The 26,481-nt window shown below is 48.7% G+C and carries 20 protein-coding genes, 1 tRNA gene and 2 pseudogenes; 12 read left to right on the top strand and 11 right to left on the bottom strand.

What is annotated here, in order from left to right; all coding sequences use genetic code 11:
* The first annotated feature begins 219 nt into the window (after window positions 1–219).
* The gene (locus K334_RS0109115) at window positions 220–618 is read left to right on the top strand and encodes a 2-amino-4-hydroxy-6-hydroxymethyldihydropteridine diphosphokinase (RefSeq protein WP_025881023.1); all 399 of its coding nucleotides are present in this window, start codon (window positions 220–222) and stop codon (window positions 616–618) included.
* A complete protein-coding gene (locus tag K334_RS0109120; RefSeq protein WP_025881021.1) occupies window positions 615–1,895 on the top strand; it encodes a M64 family metallopeptidase in 1,281 nt (426 codons plus the stop codon). The genes K334_RS0109115 and K334_RS0109120 overlap by 4 nt, the downstream gene beginning before the upstream one ends.
* Before the next feature lie 528 nt (window positions 1,896–2,423).
* Here K334_RS0109120 and K334_RS0109125 read toward each other — a convergent pair.
* The gene (locus tag K334_RS0109125; RefSeq protein WP_036890231.1) at window positions 2,424–4,769 is read right to left on the bottom strand and encodes a TonB-dependent receptor; all 2,346 of its coding nucleotides are present in this window, start codon (window positions 4,767–4,769) and stop codon (window positions 2,424–2,426) included.
* 191 nt (window positions 4,770–4,960) lie between these two features.
* Between K334_RS0109125 and K334_RS14500 the strand changes: the two are divergent.
* A pseudogene (locus K334_RS14500) lies at window positions 4,961–5,140 on the top strand (HAD family hydrolase); the annotation flags it as partial.
* Here K334_RS14500 and K334_RS0109135 read toward each other — a convergent pair.
* Window positions 5,137–5,829, bottom strand: a complete 693-nt coding sequence (locus tag K334_RS0109135; RefSeq protein WP_021589767.1) for a hypothetical protein — start codon at window positions 5,827–5,829, stop codon at window positions 5,137–5,139. The pseudogene K334_RS14500 and the gene K334_RS0109135 sit on opposite strands and share 4 nt — an antisense overlap.
* A 280-nt stretch (window positions 5,830–6,109) precedes the next feature.
* On the opposite strand from K334_RS0109135, the gene K334_RS0109145 reads away from it, so the two are divergent.
* The 7 genes and pseudogenes from K334_RS0109145 to K334_RS0109175 all read left to right on the top strand — a co-directional run bounded on the left by K334_RS0109145 (window position 6,110) and on the right by K334_RS0109175 (window position 13,720).
* Window positions 6,110–6,334 carry a hypothetical protein gene (locus tag K334_RS0109145; protein ID WP_021589778.1) on the top strand — a complete coding sequence of 75 codons (225 nt, stop codon included), beginning with the start codon at window positions 6,110–6,112 and terminating at the stop codon, window positions 6,332–6,334.
* Between the two features lie 262 nt (window positions 6,335–6,596).
* Window positions 6,597–7,279 (top strand): annotated as a pseudogene (locus tag K334_RS15460) (IS30 family transposase); the annotation flags it as partial.
* A 136-nt stretch (window positions 7,280–7,415) separates the two neighbouring features.
* A tRNA-Arg gene (locus tag K334_RS0109155) sits at window positions 7,416–7,490 on the top strand.
* A 219-nt stretch (window positions 7,491–7,709) separates the two neighbouring features.
* Window positions 7,710–8,915, top strand: a complete 1,206-nt coding sequence (locus tag K334_RS0109160; protein WP_025881019.1) for a pyridoxal phosphate-dependent aminotransferase — start codon at window positions 7,710–7,712, stop codon at window positions 8,913–8,915.
* 10 nt (window positions 8,916–8,925) lie between these two features.
* On the top strand, window positions 8,926–10,179 hold the full coding sequence (locus K334_RS0109165) for an ABC transporter permease (protein WP_025881017.1): 1,254 nt from the start codon (window positions 8,926–8,928) through the stop codon (window positions 10,177–10,179).
* Between the two features lie 150 nt (window positions 10,180–10,329).
* The gene (locus K334_RS0109170) at window positions 10,330–12,000 is read left to right on the top strand and encodes an AMP-binding protein (protein ID WP_027444854.1); all 1,671 of its coding nucleotides are present in this window, start codon (window positions 10,330–10,332) and stop codon (window positions 11,998–12,000) included.
* Between the two features lie 55 nt (window positions 12,001–12,055).
* Complete coding sequence (locus K334_RS0109175; RefSeq protein WP_027444855.1) at window positions 12,056–13,720, top strand: AMP-binding protein; 1,665 nt, start codon at window positions 12,056–12,058, stop codon at window positions 13,718–13,720.
* Between the two features lie 74 nt (window positions 13,721–13,794).
* On the opposite strand, the gene K334_RS0109180 is transcribed toward K334_RS0109175, so the two are convergent.
* Window positions 13,795–14,193 carry a DUF8479 domain-containing protein gene (locus K334_RS0109180; protein WP_025881016.1) on the bottom strand — a complete coding sequence of 133 codons (399 nt, stop codon included), beginning with the start codon at window positions 14,191–14,193 and terminating at the stop codon, window positions 13,795–13,797.
* 130 nt (window positions 14,194–14,323) lie between these two features.
* Here K334_RS0109180 and lepA point away from each other — a divergent pair, with 130 nt between their 5' ends.
* Together lepA and K334_RS0109190 are read left to right on the top strand one after the other, a co-directional pair.
* Window positions 14,324–16,108 carry a translation elongation factor 4 gene (gene lepA / locus K334_RS0109185; RefSeq protein ID WP_027444856.1) on the top strand — a complete coding sequence of 595 codons (1,785 nt, stop codon included), beginning with the start codon at window positions 14,324–14,326 and terminating at the stop codon, window positions 16,106–16,108.
* Window positions 16,109–16,174: 66 nt separating this feature from the next.
* Window positions 16,175–16,771: a Crp/Fnr family transcriptional regulator gene (locus tag K334_RS0109190; protein ID WP_021589485.1), complete on the top strand. Its 597-nt coding sequence runs from the start codon at window positions 16,175–16,177 to the stop codon at window positions 16,769–16,771.
* 40 nt (window positions 16,772–16,811) lie between these two features.
* Here the strand turns inward: K334_RS0109190 and K334_RS14835 are convergent, their stop codons facing one another.
* From K334_RS14835 to K334_RS0109230, 8 genes are all read right to left on the bottom strand, one after another.
* Window positions 16,812–17,018 (bottom strand): hypothetical protein, encoded by a 207-nt coding sequence (locus K334_RS14835; RefSeq protein WP_021589488.1) that lies wholly within the window; start codon window positions 17,016–17,018, stop codon window positions 16,812–16,814.
* 307 nt (window positions 17,019–17,325) lie between these two features.
* Window positions 17,326–20,493 carry a TonB-dependent receptor gene (locus K334_RS0109200; RefSeq protein WP_021589797.1) on the bottom strand — a complete coding sequence of 1,056 codons (3,168 nt, stop codon included), beginning with the start codon at window positions 20,491–20,493 and terminating at the stop codon, window positions 17,326–17,328.
* Window positions 20,494–20,603: 110 nt separating this feature from the next.
* A complete protein-coding gene (locus tag K334_RS0109205) occupies window positions 20,604–21,803 on the bottom strand; it encodes a transporter (protein ID WP_025881013.1) in 1,200 nt (399 codons plus the stop codon).
* A 10-nt stretch (window positions 21,804–21,813) separates the two neighbouring features.
* Window positions 21,814–22,461: an ATP-binding cassette domain-containing protein gene (locus K334_RS0109210; protein WP_025881012.1), complete on the bottom strand. Its 648-nt coding sequence runs from the start codon at window positions 22,459–22,461 to the stop codon at window positions 21,814–21,816.
* Window positions 22,461–23,819, bottom strand: coding sequence for a DUF4836 family protein (locus K334_RS0109215; RefSeq protein WP_051218717.1), 1,359 nt, complete (start codon window positions 23,817–23,819; stop codon window positions 22,461–22,463). Before K334_RS0109215 ends, K334_RS0109210 begins: the two co-directional genes overlap by 1 nt.
* Window positions 23,816–24,541 carry a 16S rRNA (uracil(1498)-N(3))-methyltransferase gene (locus K334_RS0109220; protein ID WP_027444858.1) on the bottom strand — a complete coding sequence of 242 codons (726 nt, stop codon included), beginning with the start codon at window positions 24,539–24,541 and terminating at the stop codon, window positions 23,816–23,818. The genes K334_RS0109215 and K334_RS0109220 overlap by 4 nt, the downstream gene beginning before the upstream one ends.
* Window positions 24,528–25,082, bottom strand: coding sequence for a bifunctional nuclease family protein (locus K334_RS0109225; RefSeq protein ID WP_025881010.1), 555 nt, complete (start codon window positions 25,080–25,082; stop codon window positions 24,528–24,530). The genes K334_RS0109220 and K334_RS0109225 overlap by 14 nt, the downstream gene beginning before the upstream one ends.
* Entirely contained in the window at window positions 25,060–26,307 is a 1,248-nt protein-coding gene (locus tag K334_RS0109230; RefSeq protein WP_025881009.1) for a nucleoside permease, read from the bottom strand. The genes K334_RS0109225 and K334_RS0109230 overlap by 23 nt, the downstream gene beginning before the upstream one ends.
* Window positions 26,308–26,481 lie beyond the last annotated feature (174 nt).

The raw sequence follows: 26,481 nt of genomic DNA on the forward strand, positions 1-26,481 counted from the left end.
TACAAACACAAATATAACGAAAATATCAATAAACAAAATGCGACATGCCGCTTTTTTAAATTATATTAAACTCAAAGCGGGGACTGGCCAAAAGGTGGGAAGACCGGCGGAAAGGCTGCTTGGAAGGGCCAAAGGCGTTAAATTATAACAAATAAACGGCATGAATACGACATGAATATGGAATCTAAAGTAATTTTACAGAAAATTAGAATCAAACGAATGACACATGGGATCATCATAGGAATAGGGAGCAACTTCCAGCCGACCGAGAACGTCCGTCGGGCCGGAGCGCTGCTCACCCGCCTTTTCCATGACTGCGAATGGAGCCCGTTTGTCACAACCGAGCCTGTCGGCCTTCGTTCCGATCCCTTCCTCAACGGCTTGCTTCGGGCCTCGACGACGCTGGACGAGGCTGAAGTCAGTCGTCTCTTGAAAGATATGGAAAGCCGTTTGGGCCGCACGCCGGCCGACAAGCGGGACGGGAAAGTGGTCATCGACCTCGACCTGATGGCCTTTGACGGGCAGCGGCGGCACGAGCGCAACTGGCTGTTCCCGTTCCAAGCGCAACTGCTCAAAGCACTGAATGACAAACCCAACAACATCATTGATATCATATGAAGAATCGTTTTTTCCATCTTTTGCTGTTCCTTGCGCTCTTCGCGACGGACAGCGTGGCCCAAGACTTCGACAAGTACTTTGTCGACAAGACCCTCCGCATCGACTACATCTTTGCCGGTGACGCCCGCCGACAGGAGATTTCGGTCGACGAACTCTGCGTGGAGCCCCGCTGGTGGGGCAAGCGCAGCCGGCTGGCCGAGGTTCCCATGGAGGGCTACGGCCAAATCATCATGAAAGACCATGCCACGGGAACCGTCATCTATCGCAACTCTTTCTCGACACTCTTCCAGGAATGGCTCTCCTATCCTGAAGCGCAGACCACCCGAAAGTCGTTCGAAAACGTTTTCCTGGCACCCATGCCGCGCCAGAAGGCTGACGTAACCGTGGAACTGTATGACAACCGTCGGAAAGTCACCGCCCGACTGACACATGCCGTCGACCCCGCCGACATCCTCATCCGCCACACCGGCTACAAGAACGTGACGCCCTACGAGACGCTGCAAATGCCGGCCGACACCGCCCGCTGCATCCGCATCGCCTACATCGCCGAAGGCTATCAGCCCTCCGAAATGCCGCTCTTCATGAAAGATGCGAAGGAAGCCATGGAGGCCATGTTCGCCCACGAGCCTTTCAAGAGCTTGCGCGACCGGTTCCAGATCGTGGCCGTCAAAGCCCCTTCCATCGACAGCGGAACGAGCGAGCCGCGTGCGGGCATTTGGAAAAACACGGCCCTCCACTCCCATTTCGACACGTTCTACAGCGACCGCTACCTCACGACGCTCCACCTGAAAGACCTTCATGAATGGCTGGCCGGCGTTCCCTACGAGCACATCATCGTACTGGTGAACACGGCAACCTACGGCGGTGGCGGCATTCTGAACTCCTACAACCTCACGGCAGCCCATCACCCGAAGACCAAACCCGTGGTCGTTCACGAGTTCGGGCACAGCTTTGCGGGCCTTGCCGACGAGTATGCCTACGAAGCGGAGGCCATCCCCATGTATCCCAAGGACATCGAACCGTGGGAAGCCAACATCACGACGCTGAAGGATTTCGACAGCAAATGGAAGGACATGCTCGACAAGCGCACGAAGATTCCCACGCCGTTGAATCCCAAACACATGGAGAAGGCCGGCGTCTACGAAGGCGCGGGCTACAGCCTGAAGGGCGTTTACCGTGCGTTCCAGGACTGCCGCATGCGCACCAATGAGAATCCGGAGTTCTGCCCCGTATGCCGCCGGCAGCTCGAACGCGTCATCCGCTTCTACACGGAATAGCCTGCGTGCAGCCGCATCGGGCATTTGGCAAATCAAGAAAGGGGAACGCCCGGGCAAAGTCGGCCCGGGCGTTCCTTCTTTTGTGCGTATGGCTTATAAAATCGATGATTCCCATTCAAGAAAACGACGGTGGAGAAATCCCGCGCCAAGGCAGAAGCCCAACGCCAAGGCGCAGCATGATTCTTCACGCCCCTACGGCTCACGCCATTCGCAAAATTGAAAAACCGCAGCGCGGAAAACGTCAAAACATAACGAAAGTTAAGTCCCGAGATTCGGAAATCGTCAAAACATAACGAAAGTTAAGTCCCGAGGTTCGGAAATCGTCAAAACATAACGTGTGTTAAATTCCGAGGTTCGGGAAACGCCAAAACAAACGGCGGCGGACTTTCCGCAGCCGGGGAAACGCCAAAACAAATGGCGGGACGGAAAAACGAAGACAGTCTTTGACCATTCAATCACACGAAAGGCAATTCGTCGCGGCTGAAGAGAACGAATCGGTGCGGATGGGCCATATTCGCCTGAAAAGCCTCAATAGCTGACCTTCAACCCCACGTAATAAGTGCGTGGCTGCGACGGGCCGTAGATGTAGGACGCGTCTCTGTCCCATCCTTTGTCTATATCCTTTTGATAGGCGTTCGTGAGGTTCTGCACGCCACCATTCAACTGCGCCTTCACTCCGTCGACAGCCTTGAAGTCGTAGGAGAGTTTCAGGTTCAACGTCATGAACGCGGGTGTGTCGACGGCCACGGGCTTCGCCACGCCCGAACCGGCGGCATGGCCCACGAGCATGCTGCCCGTGTAGTTGCCGGTCAGGCCTACCGTGAATCTTTTCAGAGGTTCCACGCTTGCCGTGAAGTAGCCATAAAGGTTGGGGGTGCGCATCATTTTCCGCTCTTTCGGGGCCTCCTCGTCCCATTCCACCGCCTCCTTGTAGCGACTTTGCTGCCAGGTTATGCCGCCCTGCAATTGGAATTGGCGCGAAAAAGCCGCCTTTCCCTCCACGTTCAGGCCCAAGACCGTTGCCGCGTTGGCGTTGTAACGCTCGAGAATGCCAATGCCGAATGCGTCTTTCTCTTCCAATTTACGCTGTGCGAACACATGGTCGAGGTGGGTGAAGAAGCCCTCGACGAGCAGATTGGCCTGAACCTTGCCGAACGCATGATACATGTCGGCCGACAGGCTGATGCTGTTCGACCGCTCTTCTTTCAGCCCCGAGGCCAGGCGTGTCTTCAGGCGCTCCCCGCCCGCCAGCGTGGTGTGCAGGTCTTCGTCGAACGCCTGCGGCGCACGGAAGCCACCGGCGTATGTCAGGCGGAGGTTGACCTCTTCCACTGGGTTGAAACGCAGGTTGGCGCGCGGGCTGAAAATGAAGTGGCCGATCAGGTTGTGCTTGTCCACGCGGCCACCCAGCAGCAGGCTCCACCGCTTGTCCTTCCATTCATTCTGGAAGAAAAGGCTGCCCACGCGCACGTGCTGCCGTGTGACGACATCGTAGCCGAGCGCGTGGTCTTTCAATCCATCGTAGCTATACTCCGCCCCCAGCGTGAAGTCGGCCGGCATGAAGGCCAGACGTTCAAAGGAGTGCACAAGCTGCATGCCGCCCAAGACATTCAGGTCGCGCGTCTTGCTGTAAGCCTTCAGCGCCTCGGCCTTGCTCTCCGCCGAACCGTCACCGGTGCCGCCGTAATAGCTGTTGCGCGACACGCTCTGGAAAGAGGCATACGCCGACAGGTGGTTCTGTCCGTCGGGCGTAAAGAGGTCGTAGCCCAGGTTTCCGCCATGGATTTCGTGCTGGAGCTGTTCGGCGATGTTCGCCTCGTGTGCGGGCAGGTCAAGATGGTTGCCGCCTCGTCTGAACTCGTTCAGCGCATGGTATTGCAACGTCAGCTTGGAATAGTTGTCCAGGCGCAGGAACGAGTTGAGGCCGACGGTCTTGTTGGCCAACTTGGGCAAATCCGTAAAACCGTCGCGGTCGCGGTCGTAGCCGTCGCGGTGGCGGCTGCCGGCATAGACGGAGAAGCCCGCCCGATTGTTTTTCGACACGATGGACGCGTTGAGCGTCGTGATGTTGTCAAAAGACTTTCCGCCTTCCATGCCCATCAGCGTGTGTGACAGTTCGGCCCAATTGCCGGTGGGCTCTTTGGTGATGATGTTGATGGTGCCGCCGATGGCTGACGAGCCGAACAGGGCCGAGCCGCCACCGCGTGCCACCTCCACGCGCTCCACCATGTTGGCCGGAATCTGCTCCAGCCCATAGACGCCTTGCAGAGCCGTGAACACTGGTCGCGAGTCGATGAGTATCTGTGAATAATGCCCGTCGAGCCCGTTGATGCGTACCTGTGAGAACCCGCAGTTGGCACAATTGTCCTCCGTCCTCACGCCGGGTTGGAAATTGAGCCCTTGGGCCAGGCACATCGATTGTGTGATGTCAAACATGCGGGTGTCGAGAACATTGACGAGCGTGGGGGCGTTGCGGCGCAACGAAAGGCTTCGATTGGACGACACGACAACCTCGTCCAGCGAGATTTCGTCTTCCGTCAGTAGGAAGTCAAGATTGCTCCCAACGTTGGGCACCACGTCTATCGACTGGCGCGCCGCACGGAATCCGGCCAGTCTCACCTCTATCGTCTGCTTGCCTTCGGGGAGATTCTCCAAATGATAGCGGCCTTCCACGTCGGTCACGTTGACCAGCATGGTGCCCAGAATCTTTACGCTGACATGCGCCAAAGGCTCACCCGTATTTTTTTCCTTGATTACTCCGGAGACGCTGGCTCCGGTTCTTTTGCTTGGCGATTCCGCCCGGACAACTGTAAAAATGCACAACAGCAGCAATAGCATACCGCCACGTTTGATCCATGTTATTCTATTCGTCATACTTTCTTGATATTGATAAATTAAAATTCCAGAGTAATTATCTGTGGTTGCAAAGGTAGCCCTTCCCTTGAAAGCAGGCAATACCTAAAAGCCATGAATAAAACGCGATGATGCGAAAGCATATCTTGGATGGCACACAGTCCCGACTGTACCGACGGGCGTGTCATGTTTTTGAACGGACACTCGCGCCCGAGCCTTTGTCCTGCGGCGACGGCTACAACGACCAAAGCATGATGGAATTTGCGGGCTTGGGAGTGGCCACGGCCAACGCACCCCGCGACATACAAGAAAAGAGCGACTACATCACCTGTTCAAACGAGGAGGATGGAGTCGCCCATGTCGTGGAAAAGTTTATCTTAAAAGCAACTTAGACGCCTTGTTTCTTTCCGCCATAACGGTCGATGAGCGTTGCTTTGCCATTGAGAAACGCTTCAAAATAAGGCGGCTGGTCACGCAACTGGATGTCATCATAGATAAAATCGGCGATGATGGTATCCTTTCCGTCGGGCAAGATCAATCCCATCCTCCCATTCTTTTCCGCCATGATCGGCATGGTGCAAAGGTCGTCCACATACACATAGGGGGTGCGCAGGAAGTCATAGAGCGCATGAACCAGGACGTTGCCCTCGTGGTCTTTAATGCCGAACTTTCCATTCTCTTCATAAACCGTGTGAAACCGGATGTATTTCTGTTTCATACGGTGGAGGTATTTGATGATTTTCCGTCGATTGTTGATGAGTTTCAACCAATAGGAATAGGTGTCACAATAGTTGGCCGAGGCCCGAGTCATGATGATTTTCCAGTCCATCCCGCTCAAGGCCTTGCGGTTCAAGTCGATGTAGCGGGCCAGTGCATGCTCGCGTTCTGGCAACGAAAGTTTGGAAAGTTGCTCCTCAAACTTCAGCATGATGGCTTTTGAACCTGACATTCCTTTGATATACCGATGGATTTGTCGGCTTATCTCGTCACATACAAACTTATCTATTTGCTCAATTTCAATGCTGTCTTCATACAGTTCATCGAAATTCTCATCCGTTATCTTATGACACTTTTCCTTCATGGTGATTCTCCTTTTATAATAGGTTGGAAATCATTTTACAGCTGAAAGGGTTGAATATGCCCCTGCAACTCGGAAGGGAATCCTCGCTAAAGCCTCAACGTAATACTTTAGGCGGACAACAACCCTACTTTTACAAAGATAGGACTAATTTCGATATTACAAAAAAATAACCTATATTTTTTCCTTCTTACAAGATTTATTCATCGGAAATTCGTAATTTTGCAAGCCAAAGGGAGACTCCTGTTTCCCATTGGCACCAAAACAACATCACAATAGATTTATGAACACAGCATTGATAGGATTCATCCTTTTTGTTGCAATGGCCATCGTTGGTTGGGCCATTGCGGAACTAAAAAACAAAACCATTCATTTTGAACACTCCGAAGCCGAGGCTGAAGGTGAAAAAGAAATGGAAGAACACTTCATGCAGAATGGAGGACACGAGCAAAGCCTGAAAGATTTGCTGCAACACAACAGCACCAAGGGCTATAAGGCTGTGGACTGATTTACACCTTGTCAAACAGGACATGCCCCATGCGGAATGAAATTCCATGGGGCATGTCTTTTTTCACCAGAACCATGCAATAGGCTGCAACTGAAACATTGAAGATTCAAAACCGAAGTGCAAAAATCTATGGTGTGTTAAAAGGTATAATACCATAAAAACACCACAGAGGTTTGCCTTGCGGCTGGAGGCGTGAAGCCTCCAAAGAGCACAATCAGCAATACAAAAAGAAAAAAGGAGACCGCTGTCTCCCTAAGATTAATCCGGTAAGTACCGTTGGCACGCTGCACATGAGAAGGCAATGCAGCGGCGTGAGCGCACTAAACGCAATGGTGCAATATCAGATATCTTGGTTTGGCGCATTAAAGAACTTATCGTTCAGCAGCAATGGTCTCCAAGACAAATTTCAGGTGTATTGAAAAAAGAAGGTATATGCCTATAGCCAACAGAACCGGTATACATCTTAGACCGAAGCAAGCCGATGGAAGCCGTTTTGGAGACTTCGAAATGGATCTTATCATCGACTCATATCATCATGCAATCCTTACGATTACGGAACGTTCTACCAATAGGCTCTTTATGGCTAAACTGCCACATGGGAAGAAAGCAAAATTTGTTGCAAAACAAGTTTGTAGAATATTGTTGCCATATAAGAAACATGTGCATACCATTACCACGGATAATGGGCCAGAGTTTGCTGCACATCAAGAGATAACAAAGGCATTAGGGGTTAGAGTATATTTTGCAGATCCATATTCTTCATGGCAAAAGGGGGCTATAGAAAATGCCAATAAACTTATCAGACAGTATATTTCTAAAAATGCTAATTTTGATGATTATACTGATAAAAGAATTATGAAGATACAGAAGAAAATTAATGCAAGACCGAGACAAAAATTGAATTTTGATACACCTAAACAATGCTTTTACGAGAAGATGAGCTAATTTTTGCACTTGCTGGTTGACTCTACGAGACATTAGAGGATATCAAAAGCATAAGAAAAGACTGGCAATATTTGGTGGTTATCAAAAAAACGACTACTTTTGCAGTCGCAAAATAAGAACGTTTATAAAATATATTGGTTCAGTAGCTCAGTTGGATTAGAGCAACAGCCTTCTAAGCTGTGGGTCCAGGGTTCGAATCCCTGCTGAATCACATTGGGATTCAGCAGAATTGTCATCCCTAAGAGGAGAGGATTTCATAGTATGAATTCCTCTTTTGCGTTTATACAGGTTGTTTTCGGGACGTGTTTAAGAATGAGTATGCTGAAGAATGGCGTCTTATATGCAAAGGCTGCGTTAAACTTATGCTTTTCTGCTCTTAATCCTATGTTTTTTATTAATTTTGCACGGAAAAATCAAGATTACATTTAAAATGCCTGAAATTTCAGTACGCGGTATAGAGATGCCTGAGTCTCCTATCAGGAAGTTGGCCCCATTGGCAGCCGACGCCAAGAAGCGGGGAATGAAAGTATATCATTTGAATATCGGTCAACCCGACCTCCCTACTCCACAATGTGGGCTTGACGCTTTGAAGCATATCGACCGTACCGTGTTGGAATATTCACCGAGCCAGGGATATCTGAGCTATCGGGAAAAACTTGTTGACTATTACAAGAAATATGATATTCATGTCACAGCCGACGATATTATCATCACGTCAGGGGGCAGTGAGGCTGTGCTCTTCGCCTTCATGAGCTGCCTGAACCCGGGCGATGAGATCATCGTTCCCGAACCGGCTTATGCCAACTACATGGCCTTTGCAATCAGCGCAGGTGCCAAAATCAAGACCATCGCCACAACAATTGACGAAGGTTTTTCGCTTCCAAAGGTTGAAAAGTTTGAAGAACTGATCAATGACCATACACGAGCCATCATGATATGCAACCCGAACAACCCCACAGGTTATCTGTATACCCGCCGAGAGATGAACCAGATTAAGGACTTGGTAAAGAAGTATGACCTTTATCTGTTCTCTGACGAAGTATACAGAGAGTATATCTATACGGGAAGCCCTTATATCTCGGCTTGCCATCTGGAAGGAATCGAACAGAATGTCGTGCTGATCGACTCGGTTTCGAAGCGTTATTCCGAATGTGGAATACGAATCGGAGCACTCATCACGAAGAATGAGCAAATCAGAAAGGCCGTCATGAAATTCTGTCAGGCCCGCCTTTCCCCACCGCTTATCGGACAGATTGTGGCTGAAGCTTCGCTCGACGCGCCAGAAGAGTATTATCGCGACGTTTATGACGAATATGTGGAACGGCGCAAGTGCCTGATTGATGGCCTGAACAGAATACATGGTGTCTATTCTCCCATTCCCATGGGCGCATTCTATACGGTGGCAAAACTGCCGGTGGATGATGCAGAGAAATTTTGCAGATGGTGTCTGAAAGACTTTAATTACGAAGGCGAGACCGTAATGATGGCACCGGCTTCCGGCTTCTACACGACTCCCGGGGCAGGCCGCAACCAGGTGCGTATAGCCTACGTACTGAAGAAAGAAGACCTGGAACGTGCTTTGGTTGTTTTGAAAAAAGCACTTGAGACTTATCCCGGCAGAGTAGACGAAGATTGAAGAAAGGTTTATGAATTTCCCGCTGTTTTTAGCCAAGAGACTATTCAAGGAACAGAGCGACGACAAGAAGAAGGTTTCCCGCCCTGCCATCCGCATCGCCACAGCCGGCGTTGCCATAGGACTGGCGGTAATGATGGTGTCGGTTTGCGTCGTATTGGGATTCAAGCATTCCGTCCGCAACAAGGTGATTGGATTTGGAAGCCAGATACAAGTAGCTGACTTCATGACTTTGCAGACGTCGGAGTCATACCCCATACAAATGGGCGACTCGATGTTGAGTGTCTTGCGGAAAGTTCCCGGCGTAAGACATGTCCAACGATTTGCCATGAAGCAGGGGATTTTAAAAACAAATTTAGATTTTCTCGGCGTCATGTTCAAAGGTATTGCCGAGGAATACGACACCACTTTCATCCATCAAAACCTGAAATCGGGCTATATACCGAAATTCTCCGGGAACAAAAGCAGCAACCAACTGCTGGTTTCAAAGATTATGGCCGACAAGTTGAAGCTGAAAGTTGGTGACAGGATATTTGCCTATTTCATCGACATGAATGCCGGTGTAAAGACGAGACGCTTCACGATAGCCGGCATCTATGAAACGAATCTGGCACAATATGACCAAGCCATTTGCTTCACTGACTTACATTCGGTAGTGAAACTCAACGGGTGGGAAGACGACCAGGCCAGCGGAGCGGAACTGACGGTAAAGGATTTCAACCAGATAGACCTGTCGGAAGACTACATCATCAAAAACATAAACCGGACTTTAGATGGATATGGAGAGACCTATAGCTCGAAAACCATCCAAGAAATCAATCCGCAGATATTCTCTTGGCTTGACCTTCTCGACTTGAATGTATGGATTATTCTGGCCCTCATGCTTGCCGTAGCCGGCGTGACGATGATATCAGGTCTTCTCATTATTATATTAGAGCGCGTCGCGATGATAGGCGTCTTGAAGGCACTGGGTGCCCGCAACGGAATCATCAGACATACGTTTTTGTGGTTTGCTTTCTTTATCATAAGTCGGGGACTGCTCATCGGCAACGTCGTCGGTCTGGGGCTGGTTCTCGTGCAGAAAGTCTTTGGTCTGATAAAGCTCGACCCTTCCATTTATTACGTGAACGTAGTGCCTATAGAAATCAACGTTCCACTATTGATATTGCTGAATCTTGCCACCCTGTTAATCAGTGTCTTTGTACTGATTGCTCCAAGTTTTCTCATATCTCATATTCACCCTTCCAAGAGCATGCGGTATGAATAGTACGGCAAAATAGGACAATAGCCGTTACAAAGCGGATAATTTTGCAATATAGATTAAGTTTATTCTGAGTTAATTGCCATTTTCTGCACAAAACTTTTGGCTTTGCGCAAGGAACATGTTACCTTTGCACAGAAAACGAAAGATTGTGCAATGAAATCAATAGCCAGTTTCAACTCATATATTGAACAAAGCATTTTAAGTAATTGGGACAAAGACGCCCTTACCGACTATCAAGGTATCACGCTACAATATCATGACGTAGCCCGCAAGATTGAAAAGCTGCATATTCTGTTTGAACATGGAGGAATAGAGAAAGGTGATAGAATCGCGTTGTACGGACGCAACAGTTCTCATTGGGCGGTAGCTTTTCTGGCAACCGTTACTTATGGTGCCGTGGTCGTTCCCATCCAGCACGAGTTCACTCCCGAACAGGTTTATCACATCGTAAATCACTCAGAATCGAAATTGCTGTTTGTCGGTGATTTTGCAGCTCCGGCGATTAAAGCGGAAGAAATGCCCGGACTTGAAGGCATTGTCTATATTCCCGACTTTTCACTAATAGAGTCAAGAAGTGACAGGCTGACATATGCAAGGGAACATCTGAACGCTATTTTCGGTCAGAAATATCCCAAGTATTTCAGACCAAAGCATGTTGCATATTATAGGGATGGCAGCGAGGATCTGGCAATGATCAACTATACCAGTGGAACGACCGGGTTCTCCAAAGGCGTGATGCTTCCTTACAGGACGCTTGTCAGCAATGTCGATTATGTAATGGAAGCCATCGGCACAAAGCTGGACAAGAACAATCGGAATGCCCTTTCCATCCTCCCCATGGCACACATGTATGGACTTCTTGTCGAATTTCTCTTCGAGTTTTGTTTTGGCAACCACATTTATTTCTTGACACGGCTCCCGAGTCCTTCGTTTATAGCCGAGGCTTGTGCCGAAGTAAAGCCCGCCCTGTTGGTGTCCGTTCCCTTGATTGTCGAGAAGATCATCAGAAAAAAGATTTTCCCACTGTTGGAAACGAACAAGGTCAAGTTCCTGCTGAATATTCCCGTGCTCAACAAGAAGATAAAAGAACGCCTTGTCGAGATAGTGAAAGCCGAGTTTGGCGGAAAAATCTATGAGATTATCGTGGGAGGAGCCGGCCTTAACAGGGAGGTGGAAGCCTTCTTGTCGAGTATCGGATTTCCCATCACGGTGGGGTATGGCACAACGGAGACCGCTCCATTGATTACGTTTACGGATTGGACTGATTTCGTGCCGGGCAGTTGTGGTACTCCCGTGGCCAATATGGAAGTGAAGATCTTGAGTGACGACCCACAGAGTAAGGCGGGCGAAATCGTCACCCGTGGCACCAATGTCATGATCGGCTATTATAAAAACGACGAGGCAACAAAGGCTGTTTTGGACGATAACGGATGGTTCCATACGGGCGACTTGGGCAAAATGAGTGCTGACGGACATGTGTTCATACGCGGCAGAATCAAGAATATGCTCCTTGGAGCCAATGGGCAGAATATATATCCTGAAGAAATTGAGGACAAGTTGAACTCCATGACGCTGGTAAGCGAGAGCCTGATCATTCAAGATGGCGACAAGCTCATAGGTTTGGTTTATCCGGATTATGAGGAAATCAAATCGCTGGAGTTTGACGAAGCGGATGTCATGGGAATCATGGAGCATAACCGCAACGACCTCAACGCCATGCTCCCCCATTTTGCCAGGCTGTCGGCAATCAGAATCCATGAGACAGAATTTGAAAGGACGCCGAAGAAAAGCATTAAGCGGTATCTTTATCAAGTGAAGAACTAATTAGTCATCATCAAAGACATACATAAAACAACATCATCATTTAAATTCATTAATTATGGAAAATGTGCCTAGTTTTAATGAGTTAATACAAAAGACCATCATCGACAATTGGGAACTTGACGCATTAACAGACTTCAAGGGTGCAACTCTTCAATACCATGACGTAGCACGCAAAATCGAGAAACTCCACATCATGTTTGAGAACAGTGGGGTTGTCAAAGGTGATAAAATCGCGCTTTGCGGTAGGAATAGTGCCAGCTGGGCCGTTGCTTTCCTGGCCACATTGACGTATGGTGCTGTCGCCGTGCCCATTCTGCATGAGTTTACCGCAGACCAGATTCACAACATAGTCAATCATAGTGGGGCCAAATTGCTGTTTGTAGGGGATGTCGTGGCTACGCAGATTGACCCCACGAAAATGCTTGGGCTTGAAGGTATCATTTATATACCGGACTATTCGTTGGTGGTTTCCAGAACGGACAAACTCACTTATGCCCGCGAACATCTGAATGCAATCTTCGGGCAGAAATATCCCAAGTATTTCCGCAAAGAGCATGTAAACTACTATATAGAGCAATCGCCGGAGGATTTGGCACTCATCAATTATACGAGTGGTACGACCGGATTCTCCAAAGGTGTGATGATACCCTATCGGGCGGTATGGGGCAATGCCGACTTTGCGCAACATGTATTGGGCAAACAGATTCAGAGAGGTGACCGTGTAATCAGCATTCTGCCCATGGCCCACATGTACGGCATGGCCTTCGAGTTCATTTTCGAGTTTCTGAAAGGTTGCCACATCTTCTATTTGACGCGTATCCCCAGCCCTGCCATCATAGCTCAGGCGTTTGCGGAAGTCAAGCCAAAGGTAATCATCGCCGTGCCGTTGGTGATAGAAAAGATCATCAAGAAAAAGGTCTTCCCGAAGATACAGAACAACAAGATGAAGATTTTGCTCAACATGCCTGTTGTCAATAAGAAGGTGCGCGAGAAGATTTGCGAGCAAGTCACGCATGCGTTTGGCGATGAGTTCTATGAAGTCATCATCGGCGGGGCCGCGTTCAACCAGGAAGTGGAGAAATTCCTGCACAGCATGAAATTCAAATATACGGTTGGCTATGGGGCCACGGAATGCGCCCCTATCATCTGTTATGCGGATTACAAAGACTTTGTCCCAGGAAGCTGCGGCAAGGCTGTCATACACATGGAAGTGAAAATCGACAGTCCTGACCCGAAGAATGTACCCGGCGAAATTCTGGCAAGGGGAATCAACGTGATGTTAGGCTACTACAAGAACGAAGAAGCGACTCGTGAAACAATTGACAGCGAGGGCTGGTACCACACAGGAGACCTGGGTATGATGGATGAGGACGGCAATGTATTCATCAAAGGCCGCTCCAAGAACATGCTCTTGGGTGCCAATGGACAGAATATTTATCCTGAAGAAATCGAGGATCAGCTGAATTCCATGCCGATGGTCGTTGAAAGTGTCGTCATACAAGAAGGCGACAAACTCGTCGGACTCGTCTTCCCCGACTTTGATGAAGCCAAGGTCATGGGCTTGAACCAGGATGATTTGGATAAAGTGATGGAGCAAAACAAGCAAGACCTCAATGCGGTGTTGCCGGCATATTGCAAGTTGAGTGCCATAAGAATACACGAAGAAGAGTTTGAAAAGACACCCAAGAAGAGCATTAAGCGATTCTTGTATACGAAATAAGCATGTTGTTTTTTTAGAAATCTTCATGCTATGACAGGCAGGGGCGATTCGTTTCGACGAATCGCCCCTGCCTGTCATTTATAGTCCTTTTGCGTATAAATCATTTTGAACAACACCATTTTGGGGTTCTTTGTCGAATGACAGATATATTGGAAATTGAACCCCGCGTCTTTATATACCTTTAGATTTGTATTGTCGCCGATTCCTTTCGCGAGCCCATCCTTGATTTTTGTGTAGTTCTGATTGATGATGCGTTGGTCGTCAAACTTGTCGGAGAAGGAACAATAGTAAGTATAAGTTCGAGTCGCCTTGTTAAATGCCACACTGTCAGTCCGTGTATAGTTGGAGACGGGCGTTGGACAGTATTTCTTTGTGAACTCTGCCGCCTCACGACTTGCCCTGTCTTCCAAACTCTCATGCCCACAAGCGATGAACAGCAAGCACGAAATTGCCAAATTAAAGTATTTGTTCATTTTCATAATCATTTGAAAGCAAAGTTATTATTTATTTAAGAAACTGGCAAGGTTTAAAAGAATTTTATCATTTGCAGCAGAGAACAAATCAATTAAATTCAGTAACTTTGCAATTCAAAGCATACAATTGATGAATCATATAAGAAACTTCTGTATCATTGCCCATATCGACCATGGGAAGTCTACGCTGGCCGACAGGTTGTTGGAATACACCAAAACGATTCAAATAACCGAGGGGCAGATGCTGGACAATATGGAACTTGAACGTGAGCGAGGAATAACCATAAAGAGCCACGCCATCCAAATGGAATATAAGGCCCGCAATGGGGAGACATATATTCTGAACCTCATCGACACTCCGGGACACGTAGACTTTTCGTATGAAGTCTCACGCAGTATCGCGGCTTGTGAAGGCGCGCTCTTGGTTGTCGACGCCACCCAGGGCGTTCAAGCCCAGACGATTTCCAACCTCTACATGGCCATTGACCATGATTTGGAAATCATACCGGTCATCAACAAAATCGACATGCCCAACGCCATGCCCGACGAGGTGGAAGATGAAATCGTCGATTTGATTGGCTGCGACCGACAAGACATCATCCGTGCTTCCGGAAAAACCGGCGAGGGGGTCGAAGAGATTTTGGAAGCTGTCGTTGCACGCATCCCCCATCCCACCGGCACCGTTGAAAAGCCGGCCCAGGCTCTCATCTTCGACTCCATCTTCAATAGTTTCAGAGGCATCATCGTACTTTGCAAGGTTGTGAATGGTGTCATCAAGAAGGGCGAAAAGGTCAAGTTCTTCAACACGGGCATGGACTATGTAGCCGATGAAGTCGGCGTGTTGAAGATGGACATGGTTCCTAAAAACGAGTTGCAAGCGGGCGAAGTCGGTTACATCATCAGCGGAATCAAGACGGCAACCGAAGTAAAAGTCGGCGACACGGTCACATCGGTGGCGAATCCATGCAGCAAGGCGATAGAAGGATTTATGGAAGTGAAGCCGATGGTCTTTGCCGGCGTCTACCCCATCGACCCCAACGACTATGAAAGTCTGAGGGCTTCACTTGAGAAACTGCAACTGAATGACGCCTCCCTCACTTTCAGTCCGGAAAGTTCTGTGGCTCTGGGCTTCGGATTCCGATGCGGTTTCCTGGGTCTTCTGCACATGGAAATCATCCAAGAACGCCTTGACCGTGAGTTCAACATGGATGTGATCACGACTGTTCCCAATGTCTCATACATGGTATATGACAAGCAAGGCAACGCGAAGGAGGTGCACAACCCTTCCGGATTGCCCGAACAAACGATGATCGACCATATCGAGGAACCTTATATCAGAGCGTCCATCATCACGTCAAGCGCCTTCATCGGCCCCATCATGAAGCTTTGCCTGGACAAGCGTGGCGAGCTCATCAACCAGGAGTATGTCAGCGGCAACAGGATAGAACTGCATTTCATGATACCCCTCGGCGAAATCGTCATCGACTTCTACGACAAGTTGAAGAGCATTTCCAAGGGCTATGCGTCCTTCGATTACCACATCGACTCATTCCGCCCATCCAAGCTTGCCAAGCTCGACATCCTGCTGAACGGCGAACCTGTGGACGCACTATCCACCCTGACGCATGAGAGCAATGCCGTCGCATTCGGCAGGCGGATGTGCGAGAAGCTCAAAGAACTGATTCCACGTCAACAGTTTGACATTGCCATTCAGGCGGCGATAGGCGCCAAGATCGTTGCAAGGGAAACCGTGAAGCAGGTTCGAAAGGATGTGACGGCCAAATGCTATGGCGGCGACGTGAGCAGAAAGAGGAAGCTCTTGGAGAAACAGAAGCAAGGGAAAAAGCGGATGAAGCAAGTCGGCAACGTGCAGGTTCCGCAGAAAGCATTCCTGGCTGTGCTGAAATTAGATTGACAGACAACCGCCATAGAAGCCTATTTGTTTATAACGCGATTATAAAAATCCAAAAGAAAAGGAGTGATGAAAGAACCAGCAAATACAACAAGAGATATTGCCCGGGAACTGGCCAGGAAGTATAGCACGATGACACACGAGGAACTTGACTTGTTGGAGAGTATTCTCGTTCCGATAAAGTTCAACAAGAACCAGCCGATACTCAAAGAAGGTGAAATCTGTGACAGTATCTATTATGTTGACAAGGGGTTGATTCGCCAATTCTATTTCAAGAATGGCAAAGAGGTGACCGAGCATTTGGGCGAAAACCATACAATCTTCATGTGTATCGAAAGCCTTTTCAAAGAGGAGCCTACGAAACTTCAGGTTGAGGCCATCGAACCTTCGATTGTCTACGCACTCCCCAAGAAGCGTCTGGAAAGCGTGGCGCTCCACAATGTCAACATACAGATTCTATATAGAAAGATTCTTGAAGAGAGCCTGATCCTTTCACAGGTGCATGCCGACTTGGTTCGATTTGAAACCGCGCAAGACCGATATAGGAAGATGTGCAAGCTCATGCCTCAAGTCGTGCTCAGGGCACCCTTGGTCTACATCGCAAGTTATTTGCAGATGACCCCGGAGACGCTCTCGCGCGTTCGTTCCTCTACATTGTTGGATTGACGCCCAGCCTGCCATTTTGGGCACAAGACAATCATAGGAGTCACATGCCGGTCAAACAACGACAAGGGCTTGGATTGCGTTCAATCCAAGCCCTTGTTTCGTGTCTTGCCAGTTCTTTTATTCCCAATCGGCCAATTTGACCGACTTCCTTTGTAAATTCCACTTCCTGTATTCGGTATTTCATCAATCCATCTGGAGCCATATACATTTCATCAGTCAGACACTGATACACAAGGTTTTTCTTCATCTTTGGAGAGTGTAAAGTAAACAGTGTCAGGCGGTTCATAGGAGCATAGCCATGGTGCACTGCGCACTACCGCCTTGGCGGTTGGTCTTTTTAGAGCAGGGGTGCGAGCGCAGCGAGCTGCCCTGCCCAAGCTTGGGTGGTGGAGAGCTAGGCCGAAGGCCTTGGCCTTTTTACGTTAAGTGCAAGGGGACCGCTGTATGCGGAATCGCAAGTGCGATGGTGTGAGAGGTCGGAAAATGAAAGTAGGAGGAAAACGACCCCAGGTCATTTCCCTCCTACTCGATTCATGTCAAATGGAATGTGGAGTTTAGAACGTCACCCGCAGACCAACTTGCATTTGCCAACGACTGTAGATGTCGCTCTTGTTTGGCGAGTAGCCGAGGAATGTATAAGAAGGAGTGTACTTGCCGTTGTTGTTTGTGAGCTTTTCCACTTTCAAGATGGTTTCATTATAGGCAAGTGCATAGTTCGTACCCCAATCATGGTTCAGCATGTTCGCAAAGTTCAGGATGTCCACTGTCAATTCCACTTTGCTGCCACGCTCCTTCAGGTAATAGAAGCTCTGTGCGAAGTGTACGTCGAAGCGGTTCTCCCAAGGAGCTGCAGCCTGATTGCGCTTTGAATATTTGCCACGATTGTTCTTGGTGTACCTGTTGTTGGCAATCCAGTTGCCAAAGGCTTGCCTATGCTCTTCCGCCGTGATGGTAACCTTGCCATTAACCTTTGTATCGACAAAGTTCATCTTCTGGAGTTCCGCCTCTGTAGGGATATACAACAGCGTGTTTCCCTTCTGTGTGTCACCATTCAAATCTACCTTTTCATTCATCGTGAAGCTGTAGCGTTGGCCGGACGAACCATTGTAAGTTACGGAAACGTTGGTTGAGAAGCGGCCGTTCGCATACTTGGGAGATGAATAGGAAGCCACCGCGAGGACGCGATGAGGAACGTCGAACATCGTCTTGGAGAGTTCGTTCTTGTTGTTCGGGTTTACACAATAGTTGTACTTCCAGTTGGAATAAGCGATAGAAGATGTGCCGTCAACCACACCGTATGAATGTCCGAACGTGTAGCTTGCCATCAAGTCAAGTCCCCAGGCAAAGCTCTTCTCCAACTTGCCACTGACGCTATAGCTGTACCCCTTGTTCGTATTCTTCAAGTTCACTATCGCATAATAGTCACCGGCCTTCGTGTCGAAATAGGTTGTTTCGGATGCAGGTACGTCTTCACTCACTGCATATACGCGCTTGCCGTTGTCCTTAATGGCGAGGTTCTCAAACCATACATTGTTCAAAGTCTTGGAATACAAACCTTCCAATGTCATCTTTACGTCGCCGGGCAATGTGGTTTCCCAAGCCAGGTTGGCACGGAACACCTGCGGATACTTGAAGTTCTTGCCAATGGTGTTGATTTCGGGCTTGGAGGCTTTCCCCGCGGCAGACATCGCTGCGGCATAAGCGTCTACACCATACTTGCTCAAAGAAGGTACATTCTTCTTTTCAATCGTCGTGCCCTTCATTTCCATGCCTGTCCTGTTCCAAGCATTGGACAACCAGACGAAGGGAACGCGGCCTGTGAAGAGACCGACACCACCACGAATCAAGTTCTTGTGGCTGTCATCCATGTACCAGCGGAAGCCGAAACGGGGAGAAAACATGAGCTTGGTGGAAGGGAGTTCACCAACTTTTACGCCAAAATTCTTTGCGTATTCGCTGGCATTGAACTCTGGGTTGGCTGTCGGATGACTCATGGTCATCGGCATATCCAGACGCAAGCCGTAAGTAAGGTTCAAGTTTGTATTGACGTCCCATTTGTCCTGCACGTAGAAACCAAGCTGGGCTGCTTCCACAATACCGGCCCACTTGGTCGAGCCTGTCAAAGCCACGTCGGAATAATTGTAAACAAACTTCGAGGCCTTGTCGTTCTTGAAATCATCCAAAGACTCATAATAGTAAGCACCATTATTTCCCTGAATGAACAAGTTTTGCATGCGATAGAACTCGTTGTGCGTACCGAAAGTAATGCTGTGATTGCCCGTTGACCAGGTCAAATTGTCCTCAATGGTATAGATATCCTGGTCCAACGTGTTGGCACCAGAATAAAATTCTGTACCAATATAAGCACTTTGTCCATTCTTTTCACCAAAGCCTTTGATTTCAATGGTTGGAGCACCATAGGCTACACCACGATTGTCGCGCACGTAGGTGGCGCCGACACGGACTTCGTTGTAGAGCGCGTCATTCAAGCGAGAGTTCAATTCGGCAACGAAAGAGTTGGTGCGGTTGTTCATGCGATAGCCGCTGTTGGCGAAATAATACTTAGTCGCACCTGCGGCGTAGATATCCTTGTAAGAGTCGTTCAGCTGATAGCGGAAGGTGAACTTGTTGTTGTCGTCGATGTTCCAGTCCAAGCGGGCCAAAGCGGAAATGGAGCGGGTGTCGAGCGAGCGGCGAGCCTTGCTTTCCTGTACGCCGGTGTACTTTTTGTAGATGTCCATCACCTCCTGTGCCTGGCTGTCAGTGATGTAATCCGACTTGTAGCCGGGGAAATATGACGAAGGGTAAGTGCTTTTCTTATATTCGAAATTCGTAAAGAAGAAAACCTTGTCTTTTACAAAGGCACCACCCAAAGAAGCACCATGCGTCTTGGTAGACTGGTCGTCGAGCTTCTGCTTCTTGTCAAGCATCTGGCTCCAGGTGCCATACATGTTCTCATCTGTATAATAGGTGTAGGCAGATGCACGGAACGTGTTGGTACCCGATTTGGTAATGGCGTTGATACCACCACCGGTGAAGCCACCTTGACGAACGTCAAACGGAGAAGCTACGACCTGAATCTGCTCGATGGCATCCATGGAGATGGGATTCGCGCCGGTCTGGGCACCGTTTGTGCCGCCGCTGGACAGACCGAATACATCGTTGGAAACCATACCGTCAATCTGGAAAGAGTTGTAACGGTTGTTCGACCCAGCGATGGAAAGTCCTCCAATCTTGGAGGCGTTGACCAGTGGAGAGAGCTTTGCCACATCATAGACACTGCGGTTGATGGTAGGCGTGTTGTCTATCTGTTTCTGATTGAAGCTGGAAGCAGCGCCCATTCCACTTTTGCCGGCAACACCCGACACGACAACTTCGCCCAAAACCTGAGCGTCTTCTTTGAGGTCGGCATTGATAACCGTATTCTCACCCAAGTTCAAGGAGATGTTTGAACGGACATCATTCTTATAGCCGATGTAGGAAATCGTTACGGTGTAGGGGCCACCTACGCGCATACCTTGGATGTTGAAACGTCCACTCGTGTTGGTAACACTGTTGTAAGTCGTACCGGAAGGCACATGGACGGCAGTAACTGTTGCCCCAATGACATCTTCACCGCCGGCAAGCACCTTGCCATTGATGCCTGAAGTTGTGACTTGGGCCATCATGCTGGTAGCAAAGAAGAGCATGATTGCCATTAAAAAATGCAATTTGTTTTGCATAAACTTTAACTGAAATTTAATGAATAAATTGAGGGGATAAACCCAGTTAATATGATACAGATGCAAAATTAAGTAAAATTTCACAAAAGAGAACTACAAAGCAGTGAAAATTAGTCTTTTCTAAACCATATTTTAAGTATTTTCCGCCGAACAACGATGACATTCAAGGTTGTGACAAGCAGCAGCAAGGCAAGCCCCATCGCAAAGCTCGGCAACATGGATGTGTCGTTTACATCGGGCTGGAGCGTTTGGATGATATCCATATAATAACTCCGTGCAAGGGCTAAGACCGCCAATGCAACTGTCAGTACCACGGTGTTGAGCGCCAGCGTCAGCAGTTGATAGGGCCGGGCCACGGCACCAGGACTGTAGCCGATAAGCAGGAGGTTCTCAAGCTTTTCGGAGTTTTTTTGCACCAAGAGATAGATGCTCAACATGAGAATGTAGAAACTCAAGACAGAGATGGTCAGCCCCACCGCCATCACCATCGACACGATTAGTTTGAGAAAATAGATGGACTTCTCCGAGTTCAGCTTGTCGTCTTCCAACTCATAGCCTTTCTTGTCGAAGTATTTTGAGACGCCCATGTCGGAAGGGTTGCCCACCTCGACAATTAGGCGTGTTGGTTCCTGATTCTGCCCGGGAGAGAAATAGTCGTTGCTCCAATCCATGAATGACTGTGGCACGAGGATGGAGGACAATCTGCTTGAGAAGCCGATGACCTTGCCTTGGAAGTTCGCCTCATGATGGTTCCCTTGAATGAACAGGCGAAAATCTATCATTCCAACCAGTCCCTCACTGAGCTTGGGCAGGCTGTGGCTTTGTGCAAAGCCGAAATTATACATCGTCAGATAAGTCCTGGGCAAGATGATGGGGACGACTTTGTCGCCCGCTTTGTAGTGCCACCGGCTTTTGTCCACCTCGACGAAGTCGTCGGGAACACTTTCAAAGAAAAGCTCCGTGTTGGCGATGTTCACGCCGTTGACGCTCATGGCAGCCTGCACCTTGTAGCCTGTACTTGTGAACACGCCCAACTTGGCGACAAACTTCTGGTTTTGCAGTTCGTCTATTTCTGTATGGTTGAATGTATTTGCCCTACCCGAAATCGTACCGGCTGTGCCTACTTTTTTGCTGACGATCAGGTAGCCCTGTCTCATGAAACTGTCTTCGGCCGTGAAAACGGGTACAACATCCAAATAAAACTGATAGCCCAAAAGAACGATGAGCATGCCGAACAGATTGGCAAAGATGAATCCGCCAAGCTGGGGCATGCTGATATGCTGTCGCAATAGTTTCCAAACAATACTCATCTCGCGTCGATTATAGCTTTAAAATCTTGTCATACGGCAAATCCATGTGCTTTCCTATGCTGGTGGCGATGACACCCGCACCCTGCTCGTGTGCTTCTTTCATGAGAATGTCACCCATGACGCGTGCGTTGTTGTCATCCAGGTGACTGATGGGCTCGTCCACTACAATGAAGTCGAAAGGTTGGACGAGCGCCCTCATCATTGCCACACGTTGCTGCTGCCCGAAGGACATGAATCTGATAGGAACATCCAATTTGTCTGCTATCCCCAACTGCTCAAACCACGCGACAATAGCCATCCGCGGCTTGAATCCCGTCAATCGGTTTTTTATCTGGACATTCTCAAATGCCGTCAACTCGGGAAAGAGCCTGAGTTCTTGAAACAACAGGCTTAGATGTTGTTTGCGAATGTCTGTCCAATCACGAATCTTCAACTCATTTATGGGCTGTGCGTCGAACAGTATCTGTCCGATATAGTCATGTCGATAGCCGAGGATATAGCTGCAGAAGGAACTCTTTCCTTTTCCGCTGTCTGCCTCCAACAAATAAAGTTTACCTTTTTGAAACACCGCCTCCTTATTCCATACGTCAGACTCCAAAGGTGCTGTCTGTGCAGAAAATACTTGTGGAACGACGGTGTTGAATGTGATTCGATCCATTACTTTAATGTATATACAATCGTGGACAAGTCTCCGAAAACAGGTTTCAGAAAGTCTCTTGCCAGTTGAGCCTTGTCGTTCTCGATGGCGTTCAAGTTGACAACCATAGCCACTTTTTTTCCTTTGACCTGCTCCGCAACCGTCGGTGACAAGGGCGTCTCCGCCTTGTTCAACGTCGATTGGGCCAAAGTGGCGCTGCTGCCGCTATAGAATAGATTGGAGGGAGTGACACCAAAATAGTAGGAAGTGTCACCACCTTTATAATAATAGGCATTCTTCTGCCAATCCAGAATCTTGCCACCGGGCGGACACGACTTTTTCCAATAGGCCACATCCTGAAGCCATTGATGACTGCCCAGTTGGGCGGCCATGGCCAATTGCAATTGATTGTCGGTGTAGCTCGGTATCGCCATCACCATATCGCCTTTAAAACTCCTGATGATATTGTCCATGTCGATGGCCGTGTTGATACCCGCAAGTAGTCCCATCAGCATGTTGCTGTCATGTAGATGATTGATGAACTTGCTTCCATCCACATTCATGAATATAGAGAAGAAATGAGGAGCTGAAGCATTGGCAATAAACTTATCTGTGATTGGAAGGTACTCATTGTAAGCTTTTTGCAATGCGTTGTTGATGTACTTGTTAAACGAAAACGTCTCCCCTTCTATCATCAGCACCTTGTCGACGGCATTCATTTTTGCAGCAATGATGACCTGCGAAGCGTCGGCAGACTTCGGAGCCCCCAAAGTGAATGGAGCTGTCAACTTGTCGGGCAAAGCCTGGGCTTGGGCGACAAGCGCCACCGGACTGTCGATACTGTCCAACTTGGCCAAGATGCGACTGCCGGCGATGCTTTGTTCTTCATCCTGATCGAGATACTTGGCCATCTGCTGTCGCAACACTTTCTGCCCCTCGACCGAAACGGGGCCCATCAAAAGGAAACTTCGGTCGTTGAAACCAACGACCCATGTGTCTTTAATGACGGCAAAGTGTGCGCCTCGGTACTCCTCCATTGGCGACACGACTGTCGATTTCATACTTCCGAGGAACGCGGCGATTTCGCCTGAGTTCTTCACCTTACAGCAGAGCCCAAGGTTTCCGTCGGGCGATTCAAACAGATAAAGTTTCCTTGAAAAGTCCACCCCGCTCTTTGCAACATCCTGTTCGGGAAGAAGCTGCATGAAAGCCGCAGCCTGTTTCGTGTCAAGTTTTGAAATGTCAATCGACATCAAAGCAGTACTTTCAGATGGAATTGCATTCAAATAATCGGAATCATGGCAGGAGACCAAAACCAGCATGGCTGCCATTGCCGTCAAACAGCCTTTCATGAACAGGCAGAGATTGCTTCTTCTCATACGAATTGCTTTTTAAGATTACACATCATGACCGCCGCCAAACCTGCCGTCTCTGTCCGCAATCGACTTTGTCCCAAAGATATAGGTCTGAAACCACAGGCCATGGCCGCCTTTACCTCGTCGATGGAGAAATCGCCTTCCGGCCCCACAAGGACTGTCACGTCATCATCCGGTGACAATGCGTCCAGCTCCTTGTATAATTCCGTCTTGGGTAGTTCGTCGTAGCAGTGGGCGATGAACTTGTGTCCCGATAGGGGATGATGGATAAAATCATCGAAAGAAACAAGCTCGCCGACCTCTGGCACATAGGGTTTGCGGCTCTGCTTCACTGCTGCCACCACCACCTTTTCTATACGGTCACGCCGAATGACCGTGCGTTCCGAATAGGCGCAACGCACGAATGACAAGTTGTCGAATCCTATCTCTGTCGCCTTCTCGGACATCCATTCTATTCTGTCAATGTTCTTGGTTGGCGCAATGCCCAGATGGATGTGCCCCTGCCAGCTTTTGCGCTGTGGAAGTGTTTCTACAAGATGATAAAAACAATGCTTGTTGGATACCATATCCAACTCGGCTCGGTAGAAACATCCTTTGCCGTCAATCAGAAATATTGTGTCGCCGGCATGCAGACGCAAAACTTTCGCGGCGTGCATAGCCTCGTCGGCAGGCAGTTCCATGCCCGCAGCAGCGTCAGGCACATAAAAATACCTAACTTCTTTCATCCTTTCGCGAATTAAGTTCGTCACGCAACTGCGACGCCAACTCATAATTCTCTTCTTCGATGGCCTTTTCCAGCGACTTCCTAATCATCTTGGAGCTCAGCGTGTTGATGGGTAAAGCCATTGACTTGGAGTGCTGCTGATAAGGGACGCTTTGAAAATTCATCAAGCGTTCGTCTATCAGAATGGGTTGATGTGTGATGATGGAGAGGAGCACGGCGTCCGGCGCACGCAATTTAACGGCATGGCCGTCATTCTCCATGCGCAACTCTGCTACATATTCTCCCTTGTGGACCGATGAAATGAAAATCTCAAATGCCTTGCCTTCCTCCGTCGGATGCAACAACGCCAGCAGGGCCTCGGGCAGCAGCATGTGGCTGTCAAGGTCTTGTCCCATGTCGCGCAACTGAATCTGATCGACGACAAACTTGTCGCAGACGATATTCAATTGACGATGCTCGTACTCGTCGAGCAACGTTATCAGTCCGACATCATCGACGCCGACAACTTCGGAGATGGATTTATAATGCAACTTTATTTTCATTCATGTTTTTCTTAGGACGGAACATGACGCCAAAGCTCAAGCAAACGATTAGGGCGTAACCTGCGAAGATAAACCAACAAGCCTGCCAATCCGTCACTCCATTGATGGTGCGGTCGTTGACGATGGCCTGGGCCGACAGCGTTCCTACGGTTGCGCCAATGCCATTGGTCATCAACATGAACAATCCCTGCGCGCTGGACCGCAACGAAGAGTCGGTAGATTGGTCGACAAAGAGTGACCCGGAGATATTGAAAAAGTCGAAGGCCACGCCATAGACCAGCATGGACAAGACAAACATCCATACGCCCGGTCCGGGATTTCCTGCGCCGAAAAGTCCGAAACGCAACACCCACGCGAACATGGCTATCAGCATGACATTCTTGATACCAAATCGTTTCATGAAGAACGGTATCAACAAGATGCAGCAGGTCTCACTGATCTGAGACAATGAAATCAAGATGTTGGCATGCTGCACACCGAACGTGTCGGCATACTCCGGTATGCTCTTGAATGACGTGATGAACGGATTGGCAAATCCATTCGTGATTTGCAGGCTCACCCCCAATAGCATCGAGAAGATGAAGAAGATGGCCATCTTTTTCTGCTTAAACAGCGCGAAGGCCCTAAGACCAAAGGCATCGACCAGACTTTTCTTTCCGTTGCTCTTGCTGATTGGACAATGCGGAAGCGAGAATGTATATAAAAACAGCAGCATGCTGACCGCTCCCGAAACGACAAATTGATTCTGATTGGGTTGGAATCCCATCAAATCGACAAACCACATCATGCAGATGAAACCGATGGTGCCAAAAACACGGATGGGCGGAAAATCCTTCACCGTGTCCATGCCGGCCTTTGTCAGTCCGTAGTAGGCCACAGAATTTGTCAGAGCCAGCGTCGGCATATAGAACGCTACACTCAGGGAATACAACGGGAAAATGTAATTCGCATTATCCGTATAGCCCGCATAGGCTGCGGAGAACATGAAGAGACCGGCCAAAAGATGGCAAATGCCCAACATGCGCTGCGCCGGAATCCAGCGGTCGGCCACAATACCAGCCAAAGCAGGCATGAAAATAGAAACTACTCCTTGAACGGCATAAAACCAACCTATTTGTGAAGCCATTCCAATATTCACCAAATAAGTTCCCATCGATGTCAAGTAAGCGCCCCAGGCTGCAAACTCCAAGAAATTCATGATGGCTAAACGCACTTTTAGATTCATTGCGGTTCTTATGTTTACGTAATTCCTTGCAAAATTAATATTTTATCAATACTGCGCAAAATAAAATCATATTAAATGCAGTCTCCCCTTTCAAACTTCATTTTGAACATGGTGAAAAGCCGCAGACAATCTCCGTGTTCTTTATCATCAAAAAAGAAGCTCCAATGGAAGCGT

Origin of the sequence: Segatella baroniae DSM 16972 = JCM 13447 (genome assembly GCF_000426585.1) — a bacterium.
GTDB lineage: Bacteria > Bacteroidota > Bacteroidia > Bacteroidales > Bacteroidaceae > Prevotella > Prevotella baroniae.

Coding starts and splice junctions, on each gene's coding strand:
- K334_RS0109115 (WP_025881023.1), top strand. CDS start 220: ATGACACATGGGATCATCATAGGAATAGGGAGCAACTTCCAGCCGACC.
- K334_RS0109120 (WP_025881021.1), top strand. CDS start 615: ATGAAGAATCGTTTTTTCCATCTTTTGCTGTTCCTTGCGCTCTTCGCG.
- K334_RS0109125 (WP_036890231.1), bottom strand. CDS start 4,769: ATGACGAATAGAATAACATGGATCAAACGTGGCGGTATGCTATTGCTG.
- K334_RS0109135 (WP_021589767.1), bottom strand. CDS start 5,829: ATGAAGGAAAAGTGTCATAAGATAACGGATGAGAATTTCGATGAACTG.
- K334_RS0109145 (WP_021589778.1), top strand. CDS start 6,110: ATGAACACAGCATTGATAGGATTCATCCTTTTTGTTGCAATGGCCATC.
- K334_RS0109160 (WP_025881019.1), top strand. CDS start 7,710: ATGCCTGAAATTTCAGTACGCGGTATAGAGATGCCTGAGTCTCCTATC.
- K334_RS0109165 (WP_025881017.1), top strand. CDS start 8,926: ATGAATTTCCCGCTGTTTTTAGCCAAGAGACTATTCAAGGAACAGAGC.
- K334_RS0109170 (WP_027444854.1), top strand. CDS start 10,330: ATGAAATCAATAGCCAGTTTCAACTCATATATTGAACAAAGCATTTTA.
- K334_RS0109175 (WP_027444855.1), top strand. CDS start 12,056: ATGGAAAATGTGCCTAGTTTTAATGAGTTAATACAAAAGACCATCATC.
- K334_RS0109180 (WP_025881016.1), bottom strand. CDS start 14,193: ATGAACAAATACTTTAATTTGGCAATTTCGTGCTTGCTGTTCATCGCT.
- lepA (WP_027444856.1), top strand. CDS start 14,324: ATGAATCATATAAGAAACTTCTGTATCATTGCCCATATCGACCATGGG.
- K334_RS0109190 (WP_021589485.1), top strand. CDS start 16,175: ATGAAAGAACCAGCAAATACAACAAGAGATATTGCCCGGGAACTGGCC.
- K334_RS14835 (WP_021589488.1), bottom strand. CDS start 17,018: ATGAAGAAAAACCTTGTGTATCAGTGTCTGACTGATGAAATGTATATG.
- K334_RS0109200 (WP_021589797.1), bottom strand. CDS start 20,493: ATGCAAAACAAATTGCATTTTTTAATGGCAATCATGCTCTTCTTTGCT.
- K334_RS0109205 (WP_025881013.1), bottom strand. CDS start 21,803: ATGAGTATTGTTTGGAAACTATTGCGACAGCATATCAGCATGCCCCAG.
- K334_RS0109210 (WP_025881012.1), bottom strand. CDS start 22,461: ATGGATCGAATCACATTCAACACCGTCGTTCCACAAGTATTTTCTGCA.
- K334_RS0109215 (WP_051218717.1), bottom strand. CDS start 23,819: ATGAGAAGAAGCAATCTCTGCCTGTTCATGAAAGGCTGTTTGACGGCA.
- K334_RS0109220 (WP_027444858.1), bottom strand. CDS start 24,541: ATGAAAGAAGTTAGGTATTTTTATGTGCCTGACGCTGCTGCGGGCATG.
- K334_RS0109225 (WP_025881010.1), bottom strand. CDS start 25,082: ATGAAAATAAAGTTGCATTATAAATCCATCTCCGAAGTTGTCGGCGTC.
- K334_RS0109230 (WP_025881009.1), bottom strand. CDS start 26,307: ATGAATCTAAAAGTGCGTTTAGCCATCATGAATTTCTTGGAGTTTGCA.